The organism is Nocardioides flavus (ex Wang et al. 2016) (assembly GCF_014653115.1).
Lineage (GTDB): Bacteria > Actinomycetota > Actinomycetes > Propionibacteriales > Nocardioidaceae > Nocardioides > Nocardioides flavus.
In genome coordinates, this window is sequence record NZ_BNAD01000009.1 from 15912 (window position 1) to 40546 (window position 24635).

The 24635-nt window shown below is 72.9% G+C and carries 26 protein-coding genes and 1 other RNA gene; 13 read left to right on the top strand and 14 right to left on the bottom strand.

Features of this window, described 5'->3' with window-relative positions:
• Positions 1-10 precede the first annotated feature (10 nt).
• Positions 11-910 carry a serine/threonine-protein kinase gene (locus IE200_RS14360; protein WP_191280175.1) on the top strand — a complete coding sequence of 300 codons (900 nt, stop codon included), beginning with the start codon at positions 11-13 and terminating at the stop codon, positions 908-910.
• A 5-nt stretch (positions 911-915) separates the two neighbouring features.
• On the opposite strand, the gene IE200_RS14365 is transcribed toward IE200_RS14360, so the two are convergent.
• Genes IE200_RS14365 through IE200_RS14375 form a run of 3 tightly spaced genes read right to left on the bottom strand, consistent with a single transcriptional unit; the run spans position 916 to position 3421 of the window.
• Entirely contained in the window at positions 916-1587 is a 672-nt protein-coding gene (locus IE200_RS14365; protein ID WP_191280176.1) for a response regulator transcription factor, read from the bottom strand.
• Between the two features lie 45 nt (positions 1588-1632).
• Complete coding sequence (locus IE200_RS14370) at positions 1633-3018, bottom strand: sensor histidine kinase (protein WP_229856566.1); 1386 nt, start codon at positions 3016-3018, stop codon at positions 1633-1635.
• 25 nt (positions 3019-3043) lie between these two features.
• Positions 3044-3421, bottom strand: coding sequence for a hypothetical protein (locus tag IE200_RS14375; RefSeq protein ID WP_191280178.1), 378 nt, complete (start codon positions 3419-3421; stop codon positions 3044-3046).
• A 148-nt stretch (positions 3422-3569) separates the two neighbouring features.
• Between IE200_RS14375 and IE200_RS14380 the strand changes: the two genes are divergently transcribed.
• Genes IE200_RS14380 through IE200_RS14395 form a run of 4 tightly spaced genes read left to right on the top strand, consistent with a single transcriptional unit; the run spans position 3570 to position 8110 of the window.
• Positions 3570-5102, top strand: coding sequence for an AMP-binding protein (locus IE200_RS14380; RefSeq protein WP_191280179.1), 1533 nt, complete (start codon positions 3570-3572; stop codon positions 5100-5102).
• Between the two features lie 18 nt (positions 5103-5120).
• Positions 5121-6239, top strand: a complete 1119-nt coding sequence (locus tag IE200_RS14385; protein ID WP_191280180.1) for a Nif3-like dinuclear metal center hexameric protein — start codon at positions 5121-5123, stop codon at positions 6237-6239.
• Positions 6240-6263: 24 nt separating this feature from the next.
• Positions 6264-7004: a zinc ribbon domain-containing protein gene (locus IE200_RS14390; RefSeq protein ID WP_191280181.1), complete on the top strand. Its 741-nt coding sequence runs from the start codon at positions 6264-6266 to the stop codon at positions 7002-7004.
• Positions 7005-7018: 14 nt separating this feature from the next.
• On the top strand, positions 7019-8110 hold the full coding sequence (locus IE200_RS14395) for an FUSC family protein (RefSeq protein ID WP_191280182.1): 1092 nt from the start codon (positions 7019-7021) through the stop codon (positions 8108-8110).
• On the opposite strand, the gene yaaA is transcribed toward IE200_RS14395, so the two are convergent.
• Entirely contained in the window at positions 8107-8886 is a 780-nt protein-coding gene (yaaA, locus tag IE200_RS14400) for a peroxide stress protein YaaA (RefSeq protein WP_191280183.1), read from the bottom strand. The genes IE200_RS14395 and yaaA overlap by 4 nt on opposite strands.
• Before the next feature lie 150 nt (positions 8887-9036).
• On the opposite strand from yaaA, the gene IE200_RS14405 reads away from it, so the two are divergent.
• Entirely contained in the window at positions 9037-10488 is a 1452-nt protein-coding gene (locus IE200_RS14405) for an RNB domain-containing ribonuclease (RefSeq protein WP_191280184.1), read from the top strand.
• A gap of 46 nt (positions 10489-10534) precedes the next feature.
• Here the strand turns inward: IE200_RS14405 and IE200_RS14410 are convergent, their stop codons facing one another.
• From IE200_RS14410 to map, 3 genes are all read right to left on the bottom strand, one after another.
• Positions 10535-11314, bottom strand: a complete 780-nt coding sequence (locus IE200_RS14410) for a PDDEXK family nuclease (RefSeq protein WP_191280185.1) — start codon at positions 11312-11314, stop codon at positions 10535-10537.
• A gap of 153 nt (positions 11315-11467) precedes the next feature.
• An RNA gene (gene rnpB / locus IE200_RS14415) (RNase P RNA component class A) lies at positions 11468-11854 on the bottom strand.
• A 13-nt stretch (positions 11855-11867) separates the two neighbouring features.
• Complete coding sequence (gene map, locus IE200_RS14420; RefSeq protein WP_191280186.1) at positions 11868-12740, bottom strand: type I methionyl aminopeptidase; 873 nt, start codon at positions 12738-12740, stop codon at positions 11868-11870.
• Between map and IE200_RS14425 the strand changes: the two genes are divergently transcribed.
• Positions 12739-12963 carry a hypothetical protein gene (locus tag IE200_RS14425; RefSeq protein WP_191280187.1) on the top strand — a complete coding sequence of 75 codons (225 nt, stop codon included), beginning with the start codon at positions 12739-12741 and terminating at the stop codon, positions 12961-12963. The two genes, map and IE200_RS14425, sit on opposite strands and share 2 nt — an antisense overlap.
• Positions 12964-13019: 56 nt before the next feature.
• Positions 13020-13238, top strand: coding sequence for a hypothetical protein (locus tag IE200_RS14430; protein WP_191280188.1), 219 nt, complete (start codon positions 13020-13022; stop codon positions 13236-13238).
• A gap of 16 nt (positions 13239-13254) precedes the next feature.
• Here IE200_RS14430 and panB read toward each other — a convergent pair whose 3' ends face one another.
• The 7 genes from panB to IE200_RS14465 all read right to left on the bottom strand — a co-directional run bounded on the left by panB (position 13255) and on the right by IE200_RS14465 (position 19719).
• Positions 13255-14112, bottom strand: a complete 858-nt coding sequence (gene panB, locus IE200_RS14435) for a 3-methyl-2-oxobutanoate hydroxymethyltransferase (protein ID WP_191280189.1) — start codon at positions 14110-14112, stop codon at positions 13255-13257.
• Between the two features lie 93 nt (positions 14113-14205).
• Positions 14206-14706, bottom strand: coding sequence for a hypothetical protein (locus tag IE200_RS14440; RefSeq protein ID WP_191280190.1), 501 nt, complete (start codon positions 14704-14706; stop codon positions 14206-14208).
• A gap of 17 nt (positions 14707-14723) precedes the next feature.
• Positions 14724-16715 (bottom strand): alpha/beta hydrolase, encoded by a 1992-nt coding sequence (locus IE200_RS14445; protein WP_191280191.1) that lies wholly within the window; start codon positions 16713-16715, stop codon positions 14724-14726.
• Positions 16712-17041, bottom strand: coding sequence for a hypothetical protein (locus tag IE200_RS14450; protein WP_191280192.1), 330 nt, complete (start codon positions 17039-17041; stop codon positions 16712-16714). The genes IE200_RS14445 and IE200_RS14450 overlap by 4 nt, the downstream gene beginning before the upstream one ends.
• Positions 17038-17559: a hypothetical protein gene (locus IE200_RS14455; protein ID WP_191280193.1), complete on the bottom strand. Its 522-nt coding sequence runs from the start codon at positions 17557-17559 to the stop codon at positions 17038-17040. Before IE200_RS14455 ends, IE200_RS14450 begins: the two co-directional genes overlap by 4 nt.
• A 61-nt stretch (positions 17560-17620) precedes the next feature.
• Complete coding sequence (locus IE200_RS14460; protein WP_191280194.1) at positions 17621-18805, bottom strand: PQQ-dependent sugar dehydrogenase; 1185 nt, start codon at positions 18803-18805, stop codon at positions 17621-17623.
• 26 nt (positions 18806-18831) lie between these two features.
• Positions 18832-19719: a GNAT family N-acetyltransferase gene (locus tag IE200_RS14465; protein ID WP_191280195.1), complete on the bottom strand. Its 888-nt coding sequence runs from the start codon at positions 19717-19719 to the stop codon at positions 18832-18834.
• An 87-nt stretch (positions 19720-19806) separates the two neighbouring features.
• On the opposite strand from IE200_RS14465, the gene IE200_RS14470 reads away from it, so the two are divergent.
• From IE200_RS14470 to IE200_RS14490, 5 genes are all read left to right on the top strand, one after another.
• Complete coding sequence (locus IE200_RS14470; RefSeq protein ID WP_191280196.1) at positions 19807-20292, top strand: SigE family RNA polymerase sigma factor; 486 nt, start codon at positions 19807-19809, stop codon at positions 20290-20292.
• Positions 20289-21509, top strand: coding sequence for a hypothetical protein (locus IE200_RS14475; protein ID WP_191280197.1), 1221 nt, complete (start codon positions 20289-20291; stop codon positions 21507-21509). The genes IE200_RS14470 and IE200_RS14475 overlap by 4 nt, the downstream gene beginning before the upstream one ends.
• 22 nt (positions 21510-21531) lie before the next feature.
• Positions 21532-23574, top strand: a complete 2043-nt coding sequence (locus IE200_RS14480; protein WP_191280198.1) for an NAD(+) synthase — start codon at positions 21532-21534, stop codon at positions 23572-23574.
• A 151-nt stretch (positions 23575-23725) separates the two neighbouring features.
• A complete protein-coding gene (locus IE200_RS14485) occupies positions 23726-23887 on the top strand; it encodes a hypothetical protein (protein ID WP_191280199.1) in 162 nt (53 codons plus the stop codon).
• A gap of 81 nt (positions 23888-23968) precedes the next feature.
• The gene (locus IE200_RS14490) at positions 23969-24568 is read left to right on the top strand and encodes a hypothetical protein (RefSeq protein WP_191280200.1); all 600 of its coding nucleotides are present in this window, start codon (positions 23969-23971) and stop codon (positions 24566-24568) included.
• Positions 24569-24635: the final 67 nt, after the last annotated feature.

Genomic DNA, 24635 nt, shown 5'->3' on the forward strand with positions numbered 1-24635 from the left:
GAGGGGCGACATGGGCAGGAACGACGACGGCTGGCACCTCGGCGAGGGCGAGCTCCTCGCGCCGGGGCTGAGCGCGCTGCGCCGGCTCGGCGGGGGTGCGGCCTACGAGGCCTGGCTGTGCTTCGACGAGGTGACCTGGTCGCCGGTCGTGGTGAAGGTCCTGCGCCCCTCCCAGGTCGAGGACGAGTCCTCCCGGCGCGGCCTGCGCCGGGAGGTCCTCGCCCTCGCGACCGTCAACCACCCCGTGGTCGTACGAGGGCTGCGCGACGGCCAGGACGGCGACCGCCCGCACGTCGTGCTCGAGCACATCGACGGGCCGCGCCTGTCGAGCCTGATCCGCCGGTACGGACCGCTCCAGGAGCAGCAGTACCTCCCGCTCGCGATCGACGTGGCCGCCGCGCTGCACTACTTCCGCACGATCGGCTGGACCCACCTCGACATCAAGCCGAGCAACGTCATCATGGGGGCGCCGGCTCGCCTGATCGACCTCTCGGTCGCCCGGACCGAGGAGGACGCGCGCCGGCTGCGCCACCCCATCGGCACGGACGCCTACATGGCCCCCGAGCAGTGCGACCCGGGAGCCTCGCGCGAGGGCGGAGGAGCGGTGCCGTCCTTCGCCTCCGACGTGTGGGGCCTCGGCGCGACGCTCTTCCACGCCGTCGCGGGCCGCCGGCCGTTCGAGCACGGCGACCCCGACGCGCGCGACGTACGCGACCGCTTCCCGCAGCTCGTCTCCCGGCCCGCTGCCCTGCCCGACGACGTGCCGGCCGTGGTCGCCGAGGTCGTCGCGGCGTGCCTGCAGGTCGACCCCGGCGCCCGGCCGCTGCCCCACGAGGTGGCCGAGGCCCTCGAGCCGGTGCTCGCCGGCCTGCCCCGCGGCTCGCTCGCCGGGTTCAGGATCAGGGGCTAGCGAGATCAGGGGTTGAGCCGGTAGCCGACCCCGCGGACGGTGGCGATCGTCGCCGTGCCGAGCTTCTTGCGGAGATAGCCGACGTAGACGTCGACGACGTTGGACCCGGGATCGAAGTCGTAGCCCCAGACCAGGTCGAGGAGCTGTTCGCGGGTGAGCACCTGGCCGGGGTTGAGCAGGAAGATCTCGGCCAGCGCGAACTCGCGCGCGGAGAGCTCCGACTCGCCCTGCGGCCCGGAGATGCGGCGCGTGCGCCGGTCGAGCCGCAGCGGGCCCACCACGAGGTCGTCGCCGCTCGCCTGCGTCTCGGGCGGGGCCAGTGACCGCAGCCGCAGCCGTACGCGCGCCATGAGCTCGGCGAAGCGGAACGGCTTGGCCATGTAGTCGTCGGCGCCGCCGTCGAGGGCGGTCACGGTGTCGGTGACCGAGTCGCGGGCCGTCAGGATGATCACCGGCATCCGGCTGCCCTGGGACCGGAGCTGGTCGAGCACCTCGAAGCCGTCCATCCCCGGCAGCCCGATGTCGAGCACCATGAGGTCGAAGCGTCCCGACAGCGCTTCGTCGAGCCCGCTCGGACCGTCGGACGCCACGGTCGGCTGGTGCCCCTCGGCGCGCAGCCCCTTGGCCACGAACGAGGCGATCCGCTCCTCGTCCTCCACGATCAGGATCTGCGCCACGTCGTCTCCTCGCTCTCGTCGTCGCTCGTCGGGGTGGTCATGGGCTCACGGGGCCAACGTGCGTGCGGGCAGGACGACCTCCACGTGTGCCCCGTGGGGCTCGGCGTCGGTGATCCGTACGGTGCCGCCGTGGGCCTCCGCGATGGCGCTGACGATGCTCAGGCCCAGGCCGAAGCCGTCGTCGCCGGCGCGCACGTGGCTGCGGCCGAACCGCTCGACGACGCACGCGCGGTCCTCGGTCGGGATGCCGTCGCCGGTGTCGCGGACCCAGAGCCGGACCTCGTCGCCGTCGAGGGAGGACCCGATGGCGACCACCGAGCCGTCGTCGGTGTGCTTGACCGCGTCGTCGGCGATCTGGAGCAGCGCCTCCGCGATGCGCTGCTCGTCGAGCACGGCGCGGCCGCGCGCTGCGGCGTCCAGCGACCAGTCGCGCTCGCCGAGCGCTCGCGCCTTCGCCAGCACGGACTGGGTCAGCGTGGCGAGCTCGACCTCCCCGAGGACGAGGAAGTCCGGGCGCCGGCTCTTGGCCAGCAGCATCAGGTCACCGACCAGGCGCGACATCCGGTCGACCTCGTCGAGCAGCAGGTCGCGGGTCCGGACCAGCTCGTCGGGGTCCTCGTGCTCGAGCAGCTCGAGGTGGCCACGCAGGACCGTGAGCGGGGTCTTGAGCTCGTGCCCCGCGTCGTCGAGGAACTGCCGCTGTGCCGCGAACCCGGCGTCGAGGCGCTCGAGCATGCCGTTGATCGTGCGGGTGAGGGCGGTGATGTCGTCGTTGCCGCGCTCGGGGATGCGTCGAGACAGGTCGGTCGCGGTGATCTCGCGGGCGGTGCTCTCCAGGATGCGCAAGGGAGCGAGCAGTCGGCCGGACTGGAAGGCCGCGATGGTCGTGATCAGGCCGAGGGAGAGCAGGGCGACCAGCGCGTAGGTCTGCATCGTGCGGTCGAGCTCCGCGTGCTCGTCGCGCAGGAAGCTGACGATCGCCAGTGCGCCGTCGCCCTGCGCATTGGTCACCGGCACGACGGTCACCCAGGTCTCGCCGAAGGTGGGCGACTCGATCACCCGGGTGCCGCCGGCGTCGGCCAGGTCCGTGAGCGCCTGCTGGTAGGCGGGCTCGTCGAGCACCTCCTGGCCGTAGCGGTTGGCCGTGCGCTCGGGGATCTCGCCGCGGACGTAGCCGACGAGCATCTCGTCGTCGTCGGGCACGTTGCGGGTCAGGAAGACGTTGAGCACGCGGCCGACGTCGTCGAACTCCTCGCCGGTGTTGGGATCGATGCGCAGCGCGCGGAACTCCGCGATCTCCTGGCTGATCTGGGCTGTCACCTGGCGCTCGATGCGCGCGGACTCCAGCGCGTACACCAGCAGGCCGGCGCCGGTCATCGCCGCGGCCGTGAGGACGGCGATGACGGCGGTGAGGCGGGTCCGGACGGACACGCGCGCGAAGCGACGACGGGCACCCTCAGTCGTCCCCGTCGGTCCGCTCGTCGTCGGTGTCGTCATCATCAAGCCCGTCGTCGTCCCACTCGTCGTCGTCATCCTCCCCGACCGGTGTGGGCTGCGGTGTCACCACGCGCGCCCGGTCGCCACCCTCGCGTCCGGAACGGTCCTCGTCAGGTCCTCGGTCGTCGTCGCGCTCGCGGTCGTCCTGGCGCTCGCGCGCGGGTGAGGCGGGCGCGGGGTCGGGCGGTGCCGGTTCGTCGGCAGGTGCGTCGCGCAAGATGACGGGGCTGTGGTCGGCCGGCGGAGGTGCGCCGGGCGAGGCCAGCGACCCGGCGACGTAGGCCGTCACCGGCACCACGACCGCCAGGAGCAGCAGCACCTTCGTCACCTGTCCCATGGTCGTGATGGTCGTCGCCGATCGTGGCGCGCGCGTGAGACGCAGATGAGAAGCCTCTTAGATCCGCTCGTCGCGGACCACGTGCCGTCCGTCGCAGGCATGGCACGACCCGGTGGTCGACGAGGGTGACGCGTGCCACAGTGTCCGCATGATCGTCCCCTTCAGCGTCACCGACTTCATCGAGCGCGCCGCGGCCGTCTACGGCGAGCGGCCGGGGTTCGTCGACGAGCCCGACCAGCCGGCCGCGTCGCTGGGCACGCTGACGTACGCCGAGGCGTACGACCTCTCGCGCCGGCAGGCGGCTCGGCTCGACGAGCTCGGCATCGAGGTCGGCGACCGCGTCGCGATCCTCAGCCACAACTCCGCGCGCCTGCTGACGTCGTTCTTCGGCGTGTGCGGGTCCGGGCGCGTGCTCGTGCCGATCAACTTCCGCCTGCGGCCCGACGAGATCTCCTACATCGTGGCGCACTCGGGCGCGCGGGTGCTCTACGTCGACCCCGAGCTCGTCGACTCGGTGCGCGACATCGACGTCGAGCACCGGTTCGTGCTGGGTGAGGACGCGTCGATGTTCGCCGCGCCCGGCGCCGAGCCCCGCGCCTGGGAGCCGGACGAGAACGCCACGGCGACCATCAACTACACCTCCGGCACCACCGCCCGGCCCAAGGGCGTGCAGCTGACGCACCGCAACCTGTGGACCAACGCCGTCACCTTCGGCCTGCACGCCGGGGTCACCGACCGCGACGTCTACCTCCACACGCTGCCGATGTTCCACGCCAACGGCTGGGGGATGCCGTTCGCGATGACCGGGCTCGGCGTCCCGCAGGTCGTCCTCCGCAAGGTCGACGGCGCCGAGATCCTGCGACGTGTGGAGCAGCACGGCGTCACCGTGATGTGCGCGGCGCCCGCCGTGGCCGCAGCGGTGCTCGACGCGGCGCAGGAGTGGGAGGGCGAGATCCCGGGCCGGGACCGCGTCCGGATCATCATGGCCGGCGCGCCGCCGCCGACGAAGACCGTCGTGCGCGTGGAGGAGGAGCTCGGCTGGGAGTTCGTGCAGATCTACGGTCTCACCGAGACCTCGCCCCTGTTGACGGTCAACCGGGCGCGCGCGGAGTGGGACGACCTCCCGGCGGAGGAGCGGGCGGCGAGGCTGGTGCGCGCCGGCGCCCCCGCGATCGGCGTACGGCTGCGCACCGACGAGCACGGCGAGGTGCTGGCGCGGTCCAACGTCATCCTGGAGGGCTACTGGGAGCGACCCGACGAGACGGAGAAGGCGCTCGTCGACGGCTGGTTCCACACCGGTGACGGCGGCACGATCGGCGACGACGGCTACCTGACGATCAGCGACCGCAAGAAGGACGTGATCATCACCGGCGGCGAGAACGTGTCGTCGATCGAGGTCGAGGACGTGCTGTTCTCCCACCCCGCGGTCGCCGAGGTCGCCGTGATCGGGGTGCCCAGCGAGAAGTGGGGCGAGACCATCAAGGCCCTCGTCGTGCTGGCCGAGGGCGCGAGCGCCGACGAGGCCGAGCTCATCGCCTGGTGCAAGCAGAGGGCGGCCGGCTACAAGGCGCCCACGTCGGTGGAGTTCCGCGACGAGCTGGCGCGCACCGCGACCGGCAAGCTGCAGAAGTTCAAGCTGCGCCAGCCCTACTGGGAGGGCGAGGAGCGGCAGGTCCACTGACCCCTCGATAATCAGCGCATGCCGAGCCTCGCCGACGTCGTCGACCTGCTCCACTCCTGGTACCCCCCGGGGACGGCCGACTCCTGGGACGCGGTCGGCCTGGTGGCCGGTGATCCCGCGGCGGACGTCGGCAGGGTGATGTTCGCCGTCGACCCGACGCTCGACGTCGCCCGGGAGGCGGTGGAGTGGGGCGCGGACCTGCTCGTCGTGCACCACCCCCTGTTCCTGACCCCCGTCAGCTCGGTCGCCGCGACCACGCCCAAGGGTCGCACGCTGCACACCCTCACCGCGGGCGGCTGCGCGCTGCTCACCGCGCACACCAACGCCGACCAGGCCGTGTCGGGGGTCTCGGAGTCCCTCGCCCTCGCGCTCGGGCTGACCGACCTCGCTCCGATCAGGCCCGCCCCCTCGGCGCCGCTCGACAAGGTGGTGGTGTTCGTGCCCCTCACCGGCGCCGACGCCGTACGGGCCGCGATGACCGAGGCCGGCGCGGGCCGGCTCGGCGACTACGACTCCTGCACCTGGACGACGACGGGTGAGGGCCGCTTCCGCCCGCTGGACGGCGCCTCGCCGGCGATCGGCGCGGTCGGGGAGCTGGAGGTGGTGGACGAGGCCAGGGTCGAGGCGGTGGTCCCGCGGTCGCGGCGTACGGCGGTGGTGCGGGCGATGCTTGCCGCGCACCCCTACGAGGAGCCGGCGTTCGACGTCGTCCCGCTGGCCGACCCCGGCCTCGCCGGGACGGGCACCGGGCGGATCGGCACCGTCGAGGAGACGACGTTGGAGGCGTTCGCCGCCCGGGTCGCGGCCGCACTGCCCGCCACGGCCCACGGGGTGCGCGTGGCGGGGGACCCGTCACGGCCCGTGCGGAGGGTCGCGGTGTGCGGAGGAGCCGGCGACTTCCTGCTCGACGAGCTCGCCGGCAGCGACGTCGACGCGTACGTGACGAGCGACCTGCGGCACCACCGGGCGGGGGAGTTCGTCGAGCACGGCGGGCCGGCGCTCGTCGACGTCGCGCACTGGGCCGCGGAGTGGACGTGGCTGCCGGTGGTGGAGGCTCGGCTGCGCGGGGAGCTGGGCGATAGGGTCGGCACCCGGGTCAGCACTCGGTGCACCGACCCCTGGACGTTCCGCCACTGATCCGCACCCGAAGCAGGAGGGCCGTTGAAGGCCGACCCCACCCACCAGCTCGCGCTCCTCGACGTCGCCGAGCTCGACCGTCGCGCCGCCCAGCTGCGGCACCAGCGTGCCAGCCTCCCCGAGCTGGCCGAGATCAGCGCGCTGGAGTCCGAGCGCACCGCGCTCACCGACCAGGTGCGCGACGCCCGCATCGTGGTCGACGACCTCACCGTGGAGCAGTCCCGGGCCGACCGCGAGGTCGAGCAGGTCAAGGCCCGCCGCGAGCGTGACCGCACGCGGATGGACGCCGGGCAGATCACCAACCCGAAGGACCTCGAGCGGATGCAGCACGAGCTGGTCTCCCTCGAGCGTCGCATCAGCACGCTGGAGGACGCCGAGCTCGAGGTGATGGAGCGGCTGGAGGAGGCCCAGCAGGTCCTCGACGCCCTCGCCATCCGCGCGGACGACATCGACGCACGGCTCGCAGAGCTCGTCACCGCTCGTGACGAGAAGCGCGCCGGGATCGACCGCTCGCTCGACGAGGTGACGGCCTCGCGCGGACCCGCGACGGAGGGCCTGCCGGACGACCTGACGGCGCTCTACGAGCGGCTGCGCGAGCAGAAGGGCATCGGCGCGTCCCTCCTGCGCGCGCGCCAGTGCGGCGGCTGCAACATGACCCTCGACGCCTCCGAGCTCTCCCGGATCCGCTCGGCACCTGCCGACGAGGTGATCCGGTGCGAGGAGTGCCAGCGCATCCTGGTGCGCACCGACGAGTCGGGACTCTGAAGGGCCGAGCGGCGATGCGCCTCGACGCGGAGCTGGTGGCGGCGCGCAGTCGTACGTCGCTCCGCGCCCGGGTCGCCCGGCTGCGTGCCAAGGGCTGGGTCATCGGCCAGTGCGCGATCGCGGCCGGAGTGGCGTGGTGGCTCGCTGCCGACGTCTTCGACCACACCCTGCCGTTCTTCGCGCCGATCGCGGCCGTGGTGTCCCTCGGGATGTCCTACGGCCAGCGCCAGCGCCGGGTCGCGGAGGTGACCGTGGGCGTCGCCCTCGGGGTGTTCCTCGGTGATGCGACGACGCACCTGATCGGGTCCGGCGGTCCGCAGATCGCGCTGATCGTGGCGGCCGGGATGTCGATCGCCCTGCTCCTCGACGCGGGTCAGCTGCTGATCATCCAGGCGGCCGTGCAGGGGATCGTCGTGGCGGCGCTCGCGCCGGCGCCGGGCGACGCGTTCCTGCGGTGGACCGACGCCATCATCGGCGGTGCCGTGGCGCTGGTCGCCGCGACCGTCGTGCCGCGGGCGCCGCTGCGCAAGCCGCGCGACCAGGCCGCCGTCGTGGTGCGCAAGATCTCCGAGCTGCTGCGCTCCTCGGCCGACCGGCTCGGGGACGGCGACGTCGAGCTCGCACTCGCCGTCCTGCGCGACGCCCGGTCGACCGACGTCCTGATCGGCGAGCTGCGGGCCGCCTCGGAGGAAGGGCTGTCGGTCGTCAGCTCGTCACCGTTCCGCCGACGGCACGGCGAGCACCAGCGCCAGCTCGCCGAGCTCGTCGAGCCGCTCGACGTGGCGCTGCGCAACACCCGCGTCGTCGTACGCCGGGTGGCCGTCGCGTGCTACCGGCGCGAGCCCGTGCCGTCGTCGTACGCCACGCTCATGCGCGACCTGGCCGACCTGTCGGACCGGGTGGCCGACGAGCTCGTGGCCAACCGGATGGCCGTCGCCGTCATCGACGACCTGATAGCGCTCGGGCACGCCACGGCGAAGGTCGAGCACAGTGATGACCTGTCCGCCGAGGTGATCCTGGCGCAGGTGCGCTCGATCATCGCCGACCTGCTGGCCCTGTGCGGGATGGACCCGCTCGAGGCGACCGACGTGATCCCGCTGCGCTAGACCGCGGTCACGACGACGTCGAGCTGCGTGCCCTTCGGGGTCGGCTCGCCGACCTCGACCGTCCAGCCGAGCCGGGTGAGGTCGTCCGCGAGCGCCGCGGGGGTGCGCGGGTCGGCCCCGTCCTCGAGGAGCGCGCGCACGATCCGGCCCTTCGTCGCCTTGTTGAAGTGGCTCACCACCGTCCGCTTGCCGCCCGACTCGTGCAGGACGCGCACGGTGGCCACGCGGCGGCCGACGTCCTTCGTGGGCCGCCAGAAGGCGGCGTACGTGCTCGAGCGCAGGTCGACCAGCAACCCCTCGCGCATGCCGTCGGTGATCGCATCGCCCAGGACTTCCCGCCACGCGCCGGCGACGGAGCCGACCCCGGGCAGGGCGGCGTCGCCGGAGAGGCGGTAGGCCGGGATGCGGTCGCCGGGACGCACGATCCCGAAGAGCGAGCTCGTCACGGCGACACGCGACGTGGCACGCCGGCGGGCCGCAGGGGACAGTGTGGCGAAGTCGAGCGCGTCGAAGAGGACGCCCGTGTAGACGGCGTCGGCGCGGGCGGTCGGCGCCGTGGCGAGCGCTGCGTTGCGCTGCACGAGGTCGCGCTGGGCGGGGCCGAGGCCCAGCACCTCGACCGCCCGGTCGGGGTCGTCGCGGCACAGGGTCGTGAGCGCGTCGAGCAGGGTGCTCCGCGTCGCGGTGAGGGTGGGGGAGGACAGCCCTGCGAGGTCGAGGGGCTTGCCCCGGCGCGGAGCGGTCTTGCCCTCGCTGGGCGGCAGCAGGATCAGCACGCGGCACAGGCTAGGTGCGCCGGAGGCTGCTACGACCTGGGGGTCTGGGTTTCGACGCGCGGCCGCGAGCTCGCAGGCTCGCTCGCGCGCTTGCTCAACCTCCCGCCCCACGCCGTGCGCTCGTTCCTCGCGCACGGCTAGGGTCGTGACATGCCGAGCAACCGTGTGGTGAAGGTCCGATCGACGGGTGACAGCGTCACCGCGCAGGAGATGCGCGACGGCATCGCTGCGATCCAGGAGGAGCTGGACGTCTCGGCACGGTTCCCCGAACCGGTCGAGCGGGCGGCTGCCGAGGCCGTGGCCGCGCCGCGGCTGCCCGAGCTGGACCGGACCGACATCCCGTTCGTCACCATCGACCCGGAGTCGGCCCGCGACCTCGACCAGGCGATGCACATCGAGCGCGCCGGCGACGGCTACGTCGTGCACTACGCGATCGCGGACGTGGCGGCCTTCGTGGCGCCCGGCGACCCGGTCGACCTGGAGGCCAACCGCCGCGGGGAGACGCTCTACGGCGCGGACTCCAAGGTCCCGCTGCACCCGACCGTGCTGAGCGAGGGAGCGGCCTCGCTGCTGCCCGGCGAGGATCGGCCGGCACTCCTGTGGACCATCCGTGTCGACGAGACGGGGGAGGGCACCGACGTCCACGTCGAGCGGGCCATGGTGCGCTCGCGCGCCCAGCTGTCGTACGAGGGGGTCCAGGCCGACATCGACGCAGGTCGGGCCGACGAGCTGTTCGGGCTGCTCCGCGAGGTCGGCGAGCTGCGACTCGCCCGCGAGGCGGCCCGCGGCGGCGTGTCCCTCCCGCTGCCCGAGCAGGAGCTCGTCGAGACCGGCGACGGGCACTGGGAGCTGGAGTTCCGCAGGCTGACGCCGGTCGAGACCTGGAACGCCCAGATCTCGCTCCTCACCGGGATGGCCGCCGCGTCGCTGATGGTCTACGCCCGGGTCGGGATCCTCCGTACGCTCCCGCCGGCGGACCCGCACGACGTCCAGCGGCTGCACCGCACCGCGCGCGCCCTCGGCATCGAGTGGCCGGCCGAGCTGCTCTACCCCGACTTCGTCCGCAGCCTCGACCCGTCCCGGCCGACGCACGCGGCGATGATCGTGGCCTGCACCCGCCTGCTGCGCGGCGCCGGCTACGTCACCTTCAACGGCGAGCTCCCCGAGCTGGCCCAGCACTCCGCGCTCGCCTCCGAGTACGCCCACGTGACCGCGCCGCTGCGTCGGCTGGCGGACCGCTACGCCGGGGAGATCTGCGTGGCGCTGTGCGCCGGCGCCGAGGTGCCGGAGTGGGTGGTGGCCGCGATGCACGAGCTCCCCGACACGATGGCCGGCTCCGGGCGCCTGGCCAACCAGTACGAGAACGCGATCGTCGACCTCTGCGAGGCCGAGCTGCTCCACGACCGCGTGGGCGAGACGTTCTCCGCGGTCGTCGTGGACCTCGACGACAAGGACCGGCGCCGGGGCGACATCACGATCCAGGACCCGGCCATCGAGGCCAGGGTGGAGGGCGCGGACGCGCTGCCCCTCGGCGAGCAGGTCGCCGTCGAGCTCGTGCAGGCCGACCCGGGGAAGCGGAAGGTCGAGTTCCGGCTGGCGTGAGGCGTCCGGCGTGTCGGACGACCAGAACCCGAGGCGTCCGACGAGCTCAGGCGGACTGTGCCAGGGCGTGACCGGCTTCTGGTCGTCCGACCGGCCGTACGACCTCGGCCAGCACCCAGCGGACGTAGGCCTGGTCATGCATCACCTGCTCCCACGTGAAGCGCAGCACGCGCCAGCCACGGACGACGAGAAGGTTGTAGCGGGCACAGTCGCGACGATGCGCCTGCGGCTCGACCGCCAGGCCGGCTTCGATGCAGAGGGCGCGCAGCACCGACTCGAACGGGTTGGCGGCGCGGGCGTCGGCGTGGACGAGGACTCGGCGTACGGCTGCCGCGCCCGCGCCACGTACGTCGATCCCGTCGAGGTCCTCGCGGGTCACCAGCCCGGACCGAAGGGCGGAGTCAGCGATGGCGAGGGCCTCGTCGAAGGGGAGCGCCCGCGCGCAGTCGAGGACCGTGCGCAGGGGCGTCGTCACGCCGTCCCGTACCTGGTCCGCCGCGAGGTTGGCCCATCGGACGACGACGCCGTCGCGCTGCTCGGCGGTGAGCTTGCGACCTCGACGCACCATCAGCTCTGGAGAGGTGGGCTGGACCTTGAGCTCCCAGCCGTGGAGAGCGGCGGCGCTGCGCAGGCAGACGACGGCCGTCAGCCGCGCCCCCGCGATGCGAGCCTCGGCGGCCGTGGGCACCATGTAGCGGCCGCGGGCGGGCTGTAGCAACCGACCTCGCTCCACTGCCTTGCGCAACCGCCGTCGCGTCGTGAGCCGCAGCAGCTGCCGTGCCGAGGCATGGCCGCCGAGGCGCTCCAGGGCGACGACCGGGTCCATGGGCCCAGCGTGCCGTGGATCGCCGGCCACCGCTCCGCTCATCCACAGGCACGTCGGACGACCAGAAGTCAGGCCCGCCGAGACGATCCACGCTCGCGTGCGGCGTACGCCGGTGGTTGTGGTCGTCCGGCGCGCCGGACGCGGTCCGGGGTGGGAGTGGGCCGGCCTGTAGGCCGGGTTCTGTCCTGCCGAAGCAGGGGCGACCATCCATCTGCGACGACCGTTGCCGGCCGCCTGGTGCGATCTACCCGGATGCTCGGGCGGGCCGCCCTCGAACGCATCCTGTCTGATCTTGCTCCGGGTGGGGTTTGCCTAGCTGCGCCGGTCGCCCGGCGCACTGGTGGTCTCTTGCACCACCGTTTCACCCTTGCCGGCGCCGCGCCGAAGCACGGACCGGCGGTCTGTTCTCTGTGGCACTGATCCCGCGGGTTGCCCCGGGTGGCTGTTGGCCACCACCCTGCCCTGTGGAGCCCGGACCTTCCTCGACACCTCGCCCCGGACGAACCGGGGTGAGGGTGCCGCGGCCGCCCGGCCGACCCACTCGGGGACGAGTCTAGGGGTGGGTGAGGACCTCGGCGCCATCCTCGGTGACCAGGAGGGTGTGCTCGAACTGCGCCGAGCGACGCCGGTCCTTGGTCACCACGGTCCAGCCGTCGTCCCACATGTCGTAGTCGGGCGTGCCGAGGTTGAGCATCGGCTCGATGGTGAAGGTCATCCCGACCCGGATCTCGTCGTCGAAGCGCTCGTCGTCGTAGTGGGGGATGACCAGGCCGGAGTGGAACGCGGTGCCGATCCCGTGACCGGTGAAGTCGCGGACCACGCCGTAGCCGAACCGCTTGGCGTACGCCTCGATGACGCGGCCGATGACGTTGACCCGGCGGCCGGGCTTGACCGCCTTGATGGCCCGCTCGAGCGACTCCTTCGTACGCTCGACGAGCAGCCGCGACTCCTCGTCGACGTCACCGGCGAGGAAGGTGGCGTTGGTGTCGCCGTGCACGCCGCCGATGAAGGCGGTGATGTCGATGTTGACGATGTCGCCGTCCTCGACGACCCGGGAGTCGGGGATGCCGTGGCAGATGACCTCGTTGACGCTCGAGCACAGCGACTTGGGGAACCCGCGGTAGCCGAGGGTGGACGGGTAGGCCCCGTGGTCGCACAGGAACTCGTGGCCGATGCGGTCCAGCTCGTCGGTGGTCACGCCGGGCACGACGTGCGAGCCGACGAGCTCGCGTGCCTGGGCGGCCAGGCGCCCGGCGACGCGCATCCGCTCGATGGTCTCGGCGTCCTTGACCTCCTCGCCGGTGAACCGGGCCGGCGCGGGCTTGTCGACGTACTCGGGGCGGGCGATGTGGGCGGGCACGGCACGACGCGCAGACACCTCTGCGGGGGATACGACAGGCACCTCGCGAGTGTAGTTTCGGCCCATGAGCGAGAACGAATACTGGTTCTGCCTGACGCACCACACCGTCGAGGGCCACGACGGGTGCAAGAACGCCGACCGGCTGGGCCCGTACGCCTCCTCCGCTGAGGCCTCCCGCGCGCTGGAGAAGGTGGCCGAGCGCAACGAGGAGTGGGACAACGACCCGAAGTGGAACGACGACGGCCCTGGGTCCGGCGACGGGCTCACCGACGGCACCCCGGACAGCTGAGCACCCCACCCGCGCGCGCACCGCTCTCGCCGTGGCCCGTCGCGGGTCTCGTCGGAATGGCGTGCGTCGCCTTCCTGATCGGCGCCACGAGCGTCGCCGTCGGGGCGCCCTGGTGGGCCGTCCTGGTGCTCGCGCTCGCCTGGCTGGTGGCGCTGGTCCTCGCGATTGCGTGGTTCACTCGCCGCCCGCGCGCGGTGGTCGTGCTGCCCGTGGCGGTGGCGCTGCTGTGGTTCGCCACCGTGGTCGGCGGCGCCCGCTACCTCGGGTGGAGCTGACTGCCCGGCGGTCGGCTCAGAACGTGTGCTCGGGACCGGGGAAGGTGCCGCCGCGCACGTCGTCGGCGTACGCCCGCGCCGCCTCGAGCAGCACCCCGTGCACGTCGGCGTACTGCTTGACGAACCGCGCCATCCGGCCCGTACGCAGGCCGAAGGCGTCCTGCCACACCAGCACCTGGCCGTCGCAGCCGGCGCCCGCGCCGATGCCGATCGTGGGGATCGCGAGCTCCTTGCTGATCTGCGCGGCGACGTCGCCGGGGACCATCTCCATGACGACGGCGAAGGCGCCGGCCTCCTGCACCGCGTGGGCGTCGGCGACGATCCGGTCGCTGGCCTCGCCGCGGCCCTGGACGCGGTAGCCGCCGAGGGTGTGCTCGCTCTGCGGGGTGAAGCCGATGTGGGCCATGACGGGGATGCCGCCCCGCGTGCACTTCTCGATGACGGGGGCCATCTCGGCACCGCCCTCGAGCTTGACGCAGTGCGCGCCGGCCTCCTTCATGAAGCGCACGGCGGTGAGGTAGCCCTGCTCCGGGGAGGCCTGGTAGCTGCCGAAGGGCAGGTCGCCGACGACCATCGCGCGCTTCACCGACCGCGAGACCGCCCGGGTCAGGGGCAGGAGCTCATCGACCGTGACCGGCAGCGAGGTCTCGTTGCCGTAGACGTTGTTGGAGGCGGAGTCGCCGACCAGCAGCAGGTCGATCCCGGCCTCGTCGAAGGTCGCTGCGGTGTACATGTCGTACGCCGTCAGCATGGTGATCTTCTCGCCGCGCTCCTTCATCTCCCGCAGGTGATGGGTGCGTACGCGCTTGGCAGGCGCAGCCGGTGCTGCGGGGCCGGAGCCGTAGGGGGCGGTCTCCTCGGACGGTGTCGTCAACGTGTGCTCCTCGTCATCTCGCAGCTCCCCGGTGGAGTCCACGGACCACGATCAGGCTAGCCCCGACCGATGGGTACGGCGCTGTGGTGGCGCTCACACGCCGTCGAGGCGACCGCCCTCGTCGTTCTCCACGCGCTCGAGGTCGTCGCCGTCGTAGTCGGCGCACTCCGACCTCACCGTCACCGTCCAGGTGCCCTCGCCCCGGGCGGGGGTCGGCTGGACGTCGACCGTGGTCTCGTCGCGGGTGACGGTGACGTGGTCGTCCACCTGGGTCGCGTCCTGGTAGCCCGCGCCGGTGAGCGCCGCGCGGACGTCGTCGAGCTGCGACGATGCGTCGCCGGCGGGAGCGGAGAGGGTCGCGAACGCCTCGTGGCGCCAGCTGATCGCCATGCAGCTCTGCCACTGCCGACTCGCCCGGACGACGTCGGCCCCGAGGGCCTCGGCGACGAGGGGGATGGCCTCCTGCGCGCGCTCGGTGGTCGTCGTCTCGACCGTGTCGACCGACGATCCGTCGGCACCAGATCCTCCGGAGCCCTCGCCCCCGCACGCCGCGAGGAGGCTGACCAGGGCGAGGAGGAGAACGGTGGTGCGCATGCGACTCACCGTAGTGCTCACGGCCACCGGACCGGCCAGACGCTGTCCCACGCGTCGTCCCACGCGTCCTGGGCGCCCTCGACCGCCTCGCTGATTCCCTCGCTGACGTCCTCGTAGGTCTCGGTGACCGTGTCACTGACGTTCTCGTAGGTCTCGACCACGGTGTCGCGAACGTCCTCGTAGGTCTCGACCACGGGCTCGACCACGTGGTGCTGGGCCTCCTCGCCCACCCAGTCGTAGAGGTAGTCGTGGGCCTCCTGGGTGCGGCCGCCGGTGTCGACGACGGCACCGGAGTTGCCCGAGACGACGTCGGCCATGTTGGCGAGCGCGGGGTTGCCGTCGTCGAAGTAGTTGACGTGGTTCTGCAGGAAGCCTGTCTCGACCAGGCCGCCGGGTCCGTGGAACTCCTGGCCGTTGTCCACGGCGAACACGGTCGCGCCGAAGTCGCTCTGCGCCGGGTCCTGGCCGAGGCCCAGGCTGTCGTCCCACGTGCCGGGGAAGATCCCGTCCTGGCCACCGAGCCACGACACCGGGTCGTTGTCGGCGGCACCCACGAAGACCTGTCCCGCGGGCATGTTGAGGTCCGAGGCGTGGTCCACGCCCTCGCTGGCGCCGGGGCTGCCGATGAGCACCAGCGAGTCGGCCTCCATGCCGGCGACGGCGCCGTACGACGACGTGGTCGAGCCGTAGCTGTGGCCGATCACGGTCAGGTGCGGCTGGTCGCCGGTGGAGTGGGTGCTGTTGAGGCCGTCGACGAACTGGGACAACGCGAGGCCGCCGGCCTGGGCGTTGGCCTCGGTCACGGTGTGGGAGACGTCGCCGGCGGAGTCGCCGAGGTCCCAGGGCCACATCGACTCGGGGTTGAAGTTGGGGGAGTCGTAGCCGATCCAGGCGATGGTGGAGACGGCGCCCTCACGAGGCGGGTCCTCCGACGCCATGCTGTTGACGGTCTCCTCGTAGAGGTTGAGCGCCTGGCTGCCGTTCTCGTCGATGTAGGTGCCGTCCTGCATGATGCCGGGCACGTAGACGGCCGTGTGGTCGGCGGTGTCGGGGTTGCCGTAGGCGACCGCGGCGATGCCGTCGCCACCGAAGGCGTGGGGCTGGTAGGCCATGATGAACGCGTCGATCTCGTAGTCGGCCCACTTGTCGTCGGACGCCTGCTGCACGGCGGCCTCGATGGCCTGCGCGTTCTCCAGCCACCGCTGCTCGGAGGCGCTCAGGTCCTGCCCCGAGGCCTGCAGTCCGAGCAGGTACTCGATGTCGCGCTGCACGGCCGAGGTGTTGGCCTCGTCGCGGTCGCCGGTGGGGATGCCGTTGGTGTTGCCGACCAGGTCGGGGTCGCTGATCAGCAGCGCGTTGCGCTCGGCCTGGGACAACCCGTTCCACCACGCGTTGACGGCGTCGGTGTCGGTGCCGAGGCGGCGCAGCTCGGCGGCGAGCGCGGCCGTGTCCGCGCGTGACGGGTCGGCGGCGGCCGTCAACCCCTCGGCGACCTGGTCGACGGCGGCCAGCGCACGCACGCACGCCTGCTCGTCGGAGTCGACGCGGTCGCGCCATGCCTGGAGGTCCTGGTGGTAGGTCTCGAAGCGCTGTCGCAGTGCGGCGGCGTCGGCCTGGAGGGTGGCGACCTGCGCCTCGATGGCGGTCTCGATGTGCTGGAGCAGGGCGTCGCGGTCGTCGTTGAGCCGCTGGCGCCGGTCCATCAGGTCGGCGTGCTCGGAGCGGCGCTGCCGCATCCGGGTGAGGAAGGCGTCGATGGCCAGGGCGCCGCGCTCGAGGGCAGCGCCGACGGCGTCGGTGTCGCGGGCGAAGCGGGTCACGGCGTGGTCGGCCGCCTCGGCGGCGTCACCGCTGAAGTCCGAAGGTGCACCGTTGGTGCGCGCCCACTCCGCGACGTCGCTGACGGCGGTGGCGGCGGCACGTACGTCAGTGAGCACCGCACCCGAGGCCTCGGTGACCGTGAGCTCGGGCTCGCGCGGCAGCCACGCGGGGACGGCGATCGTGGTCACGGGCCCACCGTCCGGACGGGGGTGGTGCCGCGGTCCTCCCACATGAGGAGCTGCTGGGTGGCCTGCACGCTGTCCTGGTCGCTGAGCAGGAAGTCGTACATCGTCTGCGCCAGGGAGTCGGAGTGGGCGGAGGCCCGGTCACGGAGGCTCAGGACCCGCTGCTCCCACGTGGCGAGGAAGGCCTCGGCGGCGCCCTGGACGGCGTCGCCGAGGAGGGCGGGGTCGGCCTGCGCCAGGTTCTTGCGGGGGCCGTTGAGCCCCTCCGACTGCTGCTCCCACGCGTCGCGGGCGGCTGCGAGGGTCGCGGTCCACATCTGGAGCGTCACGACGCCGCCTCGTCGACCGCGCGGACCTTGACCGTGCGGAGCGTGAGCACCAGCGAGTCGGGGCGCACGGTGGCCGACGCCGAGAGCCCGCCGCGGTGCCGGCCGACGAGCCGAGGCCGGTCGCCGGGCACCGGCCGCACCTGCCAGCCGAGGCCGACCAGCGCCTCGGCGGTGGCGCGCAGGAGGGTCATGTTGTCGCCCTCGCCGAGCGGGCCGACGACGGTGTAGGCCTCCCACCAGGTCTGGTCCCACTCGTCGGTGTGCCAGGCAGCGTCACGACGCACCGCCCCGGCTGCGGGGGAGGCGGCGATCCGCTCGAGGACGCCGTCGAGCGCGGAGTCGAGCTCGCCGGCGAGCGCGAGCCGCTGGGAAGGCGTGAGCTCGGGGACCTGCGGAGCAGGAGCTGTCTGCGGCAGCACCACGATGTCGACCTCGGGGTGCTGCTCGCGCAGGACCCGGAGCATCGGGTCGGTCAACGCCGGGTCGGGGGCGCCCGGCTCGCTCGCGGGAGGCGTCATGGGGCTCTTCTTCCGCGCCTGCGGGTGACTCAAACGTACGGGTTCGCCAGCCAGGTCGCGATCAGCGCGGCGAGACCCTCAGCACCCGGTCGCCGTCGCCGTTGTCGGTGGTGAGCAGCAGGTCGCCGTCGGCGGCCGAGGTGACCGAGCGCAGCCGGCCGAACCGTGCCAGGGCCGGCGGCCGGGTGACCGACACCAGCTCGCCGGCGGCGTCGAAGCGCAGGAACAGCACCTCGGAACCCTTCAGCGCGGCAACGGCCAGCGTGCCCTGCAGGGAGCCCCACTGCCGGCCGCGCACCCACGCCGCGCCCGAGGTGGCGACCGTCGGAGTGCCCGACGACCAAGCCGCCTCCCGCTGCTGACCGGGCAGCGACTGGTCGGTCATCGGCACCGACTCCTCGTAGCCCGGGACCGGGTTCCAGCCGTAGTCGCCGCCGGCGACGAGGAGGTTGACCTCGTCGTCGCGGTAGCTGCCGTGCTCGACCGACCACACCGTGCCGTCGCGACGCTGGGCCAGTCCCTGCACGTTGCGGTGGCCGTAGGTCCACACGAGTCGGCGCGGGGACGAGGCGTCGGCGTACGGGTTGCCGGGCATCGGCGCACCGGTGCGGCGGTGCACCCGCAGCACCTTGCCGCCGAGCGAGTCGAGGTTGCGCGGGTTGGTCCCGACGGCCGCGTCACCGGTGCCGACGAAGAGCGCGTCGGTGTCGCGGTCGAGCATGAGCCGGCAGCCGCCGTGGCGCCCCGAGGTCGCGGGGAGCCCCGTGACGACGGGGCGAGGGTTCGACAGACGTCGCCACGACCGGTTCGCCCGCCAGCGCGTCACGCGGACCTCGTCGTCGCTGCCCACCGACGCGCCGTGGCACGCCCACACCGTCCTGGTGCGGGCGTGGACCGCGATCGACATCAGCCCCGTCTCGCCCGAGACCCACACCTGCCCGGAGAGGTCGGCGAGGGTGCGTCGTCGGCCCTTCCGCACGACGCTCAGCCGGGCCCGGTCGCGCTCGGACACCACGAGCCGTCCACCCCGGGCCTGCTGGACGTCCCACGCGTGCTCGAGACCGCGCGCCACCGTCCGTACGCGCAGGCGCGGGGCGGCCGACGGGGTGCGGCCGTCGCCGGCGTCGGTCGCCCCGGGCCCCGATGCGTCCGGGGCGGCGAGCGAGGGCGGCAGGCCGGCGAGCAGGCCGCAGACGAGCGCGGCGAGGGACAGGGACACGGAGGTGGGGCGGAGCCGTGGGCGCACGACGGCGACGCTACGGCCGGGGCGGGTCAGGGGTAAAGGGTGGGGCGGGAGAGCTGGACGCCGACGCGCGTGGTGGCATACCCCAGCCGGGTGTTGAGCGCGCGCATGGCGGCGTTGCCGTCCTGGGTCCAGGTGTAGACCTCGGCGATGCCGTGGTCGGCCGCCCACCCGAGGGCGAGGAGCTTGAGGTGCACCGCGAGGCCGCGGCCGCGCCAGTCGCCGCGGACGGCGGTGAGGCCGTTCTCGGCCCGGGTCGGCTGGTCGGGGTCGAGGCCCAGGCCGGCGCACCCGACGACCTCCCCCTCGTGGAGGGCGAGGAACATCGGGTCGGCCAGCCATGAGCGCGCCCAGCTCTCGGGCGAGACGTCCAGCGGCGTGTCGACCGCGAACCCGGCGAGCGCCTCGAGCCCGAAGCCCTCGTACGCCGCCTCCCACAGGCCGGGCCGCTCGGCGGCGGTGACGACCTCGATGCCGTCGGGTCGCGGCGTGGGCTCGACGGGTCCGGTAAGGCGGAAGGTCTGCTCGACCTCCCGGTCGACCTCCTCGAACCCGAAGCGACGGGCGAAGGCCAGGGACTTCTCGTCGTCGGCCCCGCTGCGGAGCATCGGGTGGCCGAGCTCCTCGACGTGCTCGACGAGGCGCTGGAGCAGGGCAGTGCCGACGCCGCGGCGTCGGTGCTCGGGGAGCACCCGGGGGATCACGGTGCCGGCGCCGGTGCTCTCCGACCGCTTCGCCATCCCGTGGCCGACCACCCGGCCGTCCTCGCGGGCCAGCAGCAGCAGCCGGTCGGGGGTGTCGGAGTCGCGCAGCTCGGCCACCGACTGCGTGCGCTCGTAGGGCACGACGGCGATCCGCACCCGACGCCAGGCGTCGAGGTCGTCGTCGGTGACGCAGGGGATGATCTCGACGGCCATGGCTCACCGTAGGGCGCGCCGGTCAACTCGTCCCAACCATTTGTGCATCCGGTGCGGTTGAGTGGGTGGGACCGATCGGGGGGACGAGTGGACGAGCAGGGATTCACCGAGTGGGTGGGCGGACGGCAGCGCCAGCTGCTGCGCGCGGCGTACCTGCTGACCGGCGACCTGCACCGCGCCGAGGACCTCGTGCAGGAGGCGCTGACCAAGGTCGCGCTGCGCTGGACGCGGCTCGCCGACGGCAACCCCACGGCGTACGCCCTGCGCATCATCGCGCGCGACAACATCTCGTGGTGGCGGTGTCGCCGCGACGTGCCGACCGACTGCCTCGACGACGCCGGCGCCAGCCACGAGCCCGAGATCGCCTTGGTCGTACGCCGCGCGCTGGCGCGCCTGACGCCCGCGCAGCGAGCCGTGCTGGTGCTGCGGCACTTCGAGGACCTCACCGAGCGCGAGACGGCGGACGTGCTGGGCGTGTCCATCGGCACCGTGAAGAGCCAGAACGCAGCCGCCCTGACGCGGTTGCGCACCGGAGCGCCCGAGCTCCTCAGCCTCATCGGGAGGACGCCATGACCGATCTCCGCCCGCTCCTCGACCGCGCGACCGAGCACGTCGCCTCGCCCGACCTGGCCGGACGGGCGCTCGCAGCGGCCCACCGGCGGCGCGTGCGGCGTACGGCTGTGGGGGCGCTCGCCGCGGTCGTGCTGCTCGGCGGCGGCGTCGCGTGGCTGGTGCAGGACCCGACGCCGAGGCCCGGGGTGGTGGACAGGCCGGTGCCGACGCCGACAGCCGCGCCGTCGGTCATCGACGACGACCCCGCGACGCAGCCGATCTGGGATCCGTTCACCGTCGTGGACGCGCCGCGCCGCGCGAGCACGCTCCCGGACGTCCTCGATCCGCCGGAGGATCCGCCCAGCCTCGCCGAGGCGCCGTTGCCGGACTTCGTGGTCGCGTGGCCGGAGGAGGGGACTGACCTGCGCGTGCTCGCGACCAATGGTGAGTGGCGCTCGGTGCCGGGCACCGCGAACGCCATCCGGGGGACCTTCCGCGACGTCGTCAGTCCGGCGATCAGCCCGGACGGCGACCGGGTGGCGATGGCGGTCGACGCGGGCGTCCTGGTGGTCGAGGCGACGACCGGTCAGCAGAGCATCGTGCCGTGGCCGCCGGAGCTGGCCGGTCCGGTCGACTCCCGCCCCGGCCTGCACTGGCTGCCGGGGGACGAGGGCTTCGTCGTCCTGCACTGGAAGCGCCCGTGGCTGGTGGGTCTCGACGGAACAGGGGAGCCGGCGCCGTTCGGTGGACCGTACGGCAGCGGCGTGATGGTGGACCCCGACGACGGCACGATCCGTGAACGCACCCGGGCGTACGGTCGGCTCCGGACGTGGAACTCCGCCGACGACGTGTCGTCGGTGTCGCTCGGTGGCTACGGAGAGCGCTACGTCACCCGCTTCGGACTGGTGGCCTACACGGGCAACCCGGGACCGAACGGCGTGGCACTGATGAGCGGTCCCGTCGTCGTCGATCCGGGCACCGGCGAGATCCTCGGCTACGCGCCGGTCGAGGACCGCGATTCCGTCTACAGCGACAACGCCCACCTGACGGCGCTCGGCTTCGTCGACCCCGACACCGTGCTGCTGATGGTGACGCCGATGGACTTCCGGACCATGAGGCCCGAGGACGGCGTCACGCACGTGGTGTCGTGGGACTTCCGCACCGGCGACTTCGCGAGGCTCACCAGTGGCGGGCCGGCAATGCGATGGATCGCGGTTGCGCCGGGCCTCGTCGACTGATCCCTTCCCTAGAGTGATCCTCGTGGACTTCTACTCCGCCTACGCCCAGGGCTTCGCCCGGGTCGCGGCCGTCACCTTGCCGGTGCACCTCGCCGACCCCGCCGCCAACGCCGCCGCCGTCATCGAGCAGGCCCGCGCCTGCCACGACGAGCACGTCGCGGTGGCGGTCTTCCCCGAGCTGTGCCTGACGGGCTACTCCGTGGACGACCTGTTCCTCCAGGACACGCTGCTCGCGACGGTCGAGGAGGCGATCGCCGAGATCGTCGCGGCGAGCGCGGACCTGATGACGGCGCTCGTGGTGGGGGCGCCCGTCGTGCACGGCAACCGGGTCTTCAACGCCGCGGTCGTCATCCACCGTGGCGCGATCCTCGGCGTGGCGCCGAAGTCCTACCTGCCCAACTACCGCGAGTTCTACGAGCGCCGCTGGTTCGCACCGGGGGACGACCGCGAGCTTGAGTGGATCAGCGTCGCCGGGCAGGACGTCCGCTTCGGGCCCGACCTGATCTTCCGGTGCCTCGACGTCCCCGGACTCGACCTGCACGTCGAGGTCTGCGAGGACATGTGGGTGCCGGTCCCGCCGAGCGCCGAGGCCGCGCTCGCCGGTGCGACGGTGCTGGCCAACCTCAGCGGCTCGCCGATCACGGTCGCGCGGGCCGAGGACCGGCGGCTGCTGGTCCGCAGCGCGAGCGCGCGGTGCGCGGCGGCGTACGTCTATGCCGCGGCGGGGCAGGGCGAGTCGACCACCGACCTCAGTTGGGACGGCCAGACGATGGTCTATGAGTGCGGGTCTCTGCTCGGTGAGGGCGAGCGGTTCCCCGAGGGGCCGCGGCGCACCGTCGTCGACGTCGACCTCGACCTGGTCCGGCAGGAGCGGCTGCGGCAGGGCTCCTTCGACGACAACCGGCGCACGCACCACGAGCGGGTGAACCGCTTCCGCACCGTCGAGTGGGAGCTCGAGCCGCCGGCCGGCGACATCGGGCTGCTGCGCAAGGTCGACCGCTACCCGTTCGTCCCCGACGACCCCGCGCGCCTCGAGCTCGACTGCTACGAGGCCTACAACATCCAGGTCTCCGGGCTCGAGCAGCGGCTCAACGCGATCGGGACGCCCAAGGCCGTCATCGGCGTCAGCGGCGGCCTCGACTCCACCCACGCGCTGATCGTGGCGTGCAAGGCGATGGACCGGCTCGGCCGCCCGCGCAGCGACGTGCTCGCCTTCACGATGCCCGGGTTCGCGACGGGGGCGACCACCAAGTCGTACGCCACCCGGCTCTCGCAGGCGCTCGGCGTGACCTTCGAGGAGCTCGACATCCGACCCGCGGCCGAGCAGATGCTGAAGGACCTCGGCCACCCGTACGGTCGCGGTGAGAAGGTCTACGACGTCACCTTCGAGAACGTCCAGGCCGGGCTGCGCTACGACTACCTCTTCCGGCTCGCCAACCAGCGCGGCGGCATCGTCGTCGGCACCGGCGACCTGTCCGAGCTCGCGCTCGGCTGGTGCACCTACGGGGTCGGCGACCAGATGTCGCACTACACCGTCAACGCCGGCGTGCCGAAGACGCTCGTGCAGCACCTGATCCGGTGGGTGATCAGCCACGGCGAGTTCGAGGAGGCCGCCAACGAGGTGCTCGCCGAGATCCTCGAGCAGGAGATCACCCCCGAGCTGATCCCGACCGAGGAGGGGAAGAAGCCGCAGGCGACCGAGGACTCGGTCGGCCCCTACAACCTCCAGGACTTCACCCTCGCCATGGTCGTGCGCCACGGCTTCCGGCCCCGCCGGATCGCCTTCCTGGCGTGGCACGCGTGGAAGGACGCCGACGCGGGGGAGTGGCCGCCCGGGTTCCCCGACGACGCGCGGGTGGCCTACTCGCTCGCCGACGTGCGGGCGTGGCTCGAGGTCTTCGTCAGACGCTTCTTCGCCAACCAGTTCAAGCGCTCGGCGCTGCCCAACGGCCCGAAGGTGAGTCCGAGCGGCACGATGAGCCCGCGCGGCGACTGGCGGATGCCCAGCGACGCCAAGGGCACGGCCTGGCTCGCCGAGATCGAGCGGGACGTGCCGCAGGGCTGATCTCGCGCGGTGTGTGAGACACCTTTTCGGGCGTCAGAACATGGCTCACGCACCGCTTGACGGAACGACCTCAGGCGGGCGGTGGGTGAGGCAGGTTCTGGTGGCGCGGAACCTGTCCTGCTCACCGCCCGGGCTGTGGCGGGGCAGGCCCTTGCCAGCCGTTGGCGACTGGCTGGAGCGGGATCAGCCGTCGTGGTGGGGCGCATTCCGCGTCGAGTGCCTGGACACGTGGGCCTACGGCGTCGGCGTACGCCCCGCCCGGGACGCGGGCTGGCGCGTGGTCAGCTGGGAGAAGGGCCCTGACGACGACTGAGCGGCCGCGCAGGCGACCCGGTGCAACCTCCCTGCCCCGGGGTGCGTCCAGTCAGCGACGGACCACCCACGGGGAGACACCATGACGCACCACACCATCAGCTCGAGCCTCGCGGTCGCCGGGCTGCTCGCAGGGTCGCTGGCGGCGACGCCGCCCGCCCACGCCCTGGTCGAGGACCGCTCGGCGGGCCGTACGACCCTCACCTTCACCGTCGACGACTGCGAGGGCTGCGAGGTCCAGCTGGTCAACGCCCGCCGCACTCTCGACGCCGACGTCGTGCACGTGTGGCAGTCGCGCCCGAAGCAGGTGCGCGACGGCAAGGTCACCTTCCGCGTCGTCGCGAGGCGTACATGGGGTATGTCCGCCACCGTGCGCGCGCCGTGGGAGGGACACACCGGCTACGCCACGACCGTCGCCTGGCGCTACAACGGCGAGGGCGTCGGCGACACCGTCACCCTCGAGGAGGCCGTGACCAAGAAGAAGGCGTCCGCCTGCTGGGAGGGCGTGCGCAGCCGTGCGGTCACGGTGCCCCTCGTGGTCGAGAAGGTCCGCGTGCGCGGCGTGAAAGGCAAGGTGGCCGGGAGCATCGCGTTCGTCCCGACGACCCAGAGCTGGCTCGCGCCGATGCGCGAGGTCTGGGGCGGCGTCCTCGGCTCGCAGGACGTCAACGTCTGCCGGTGACCGCGGCTCGCCGCTCAACCTTCGGCGCCGTCGCGGGCCGTCGGCGGGTGCCCCCTAGGCTGGGGCC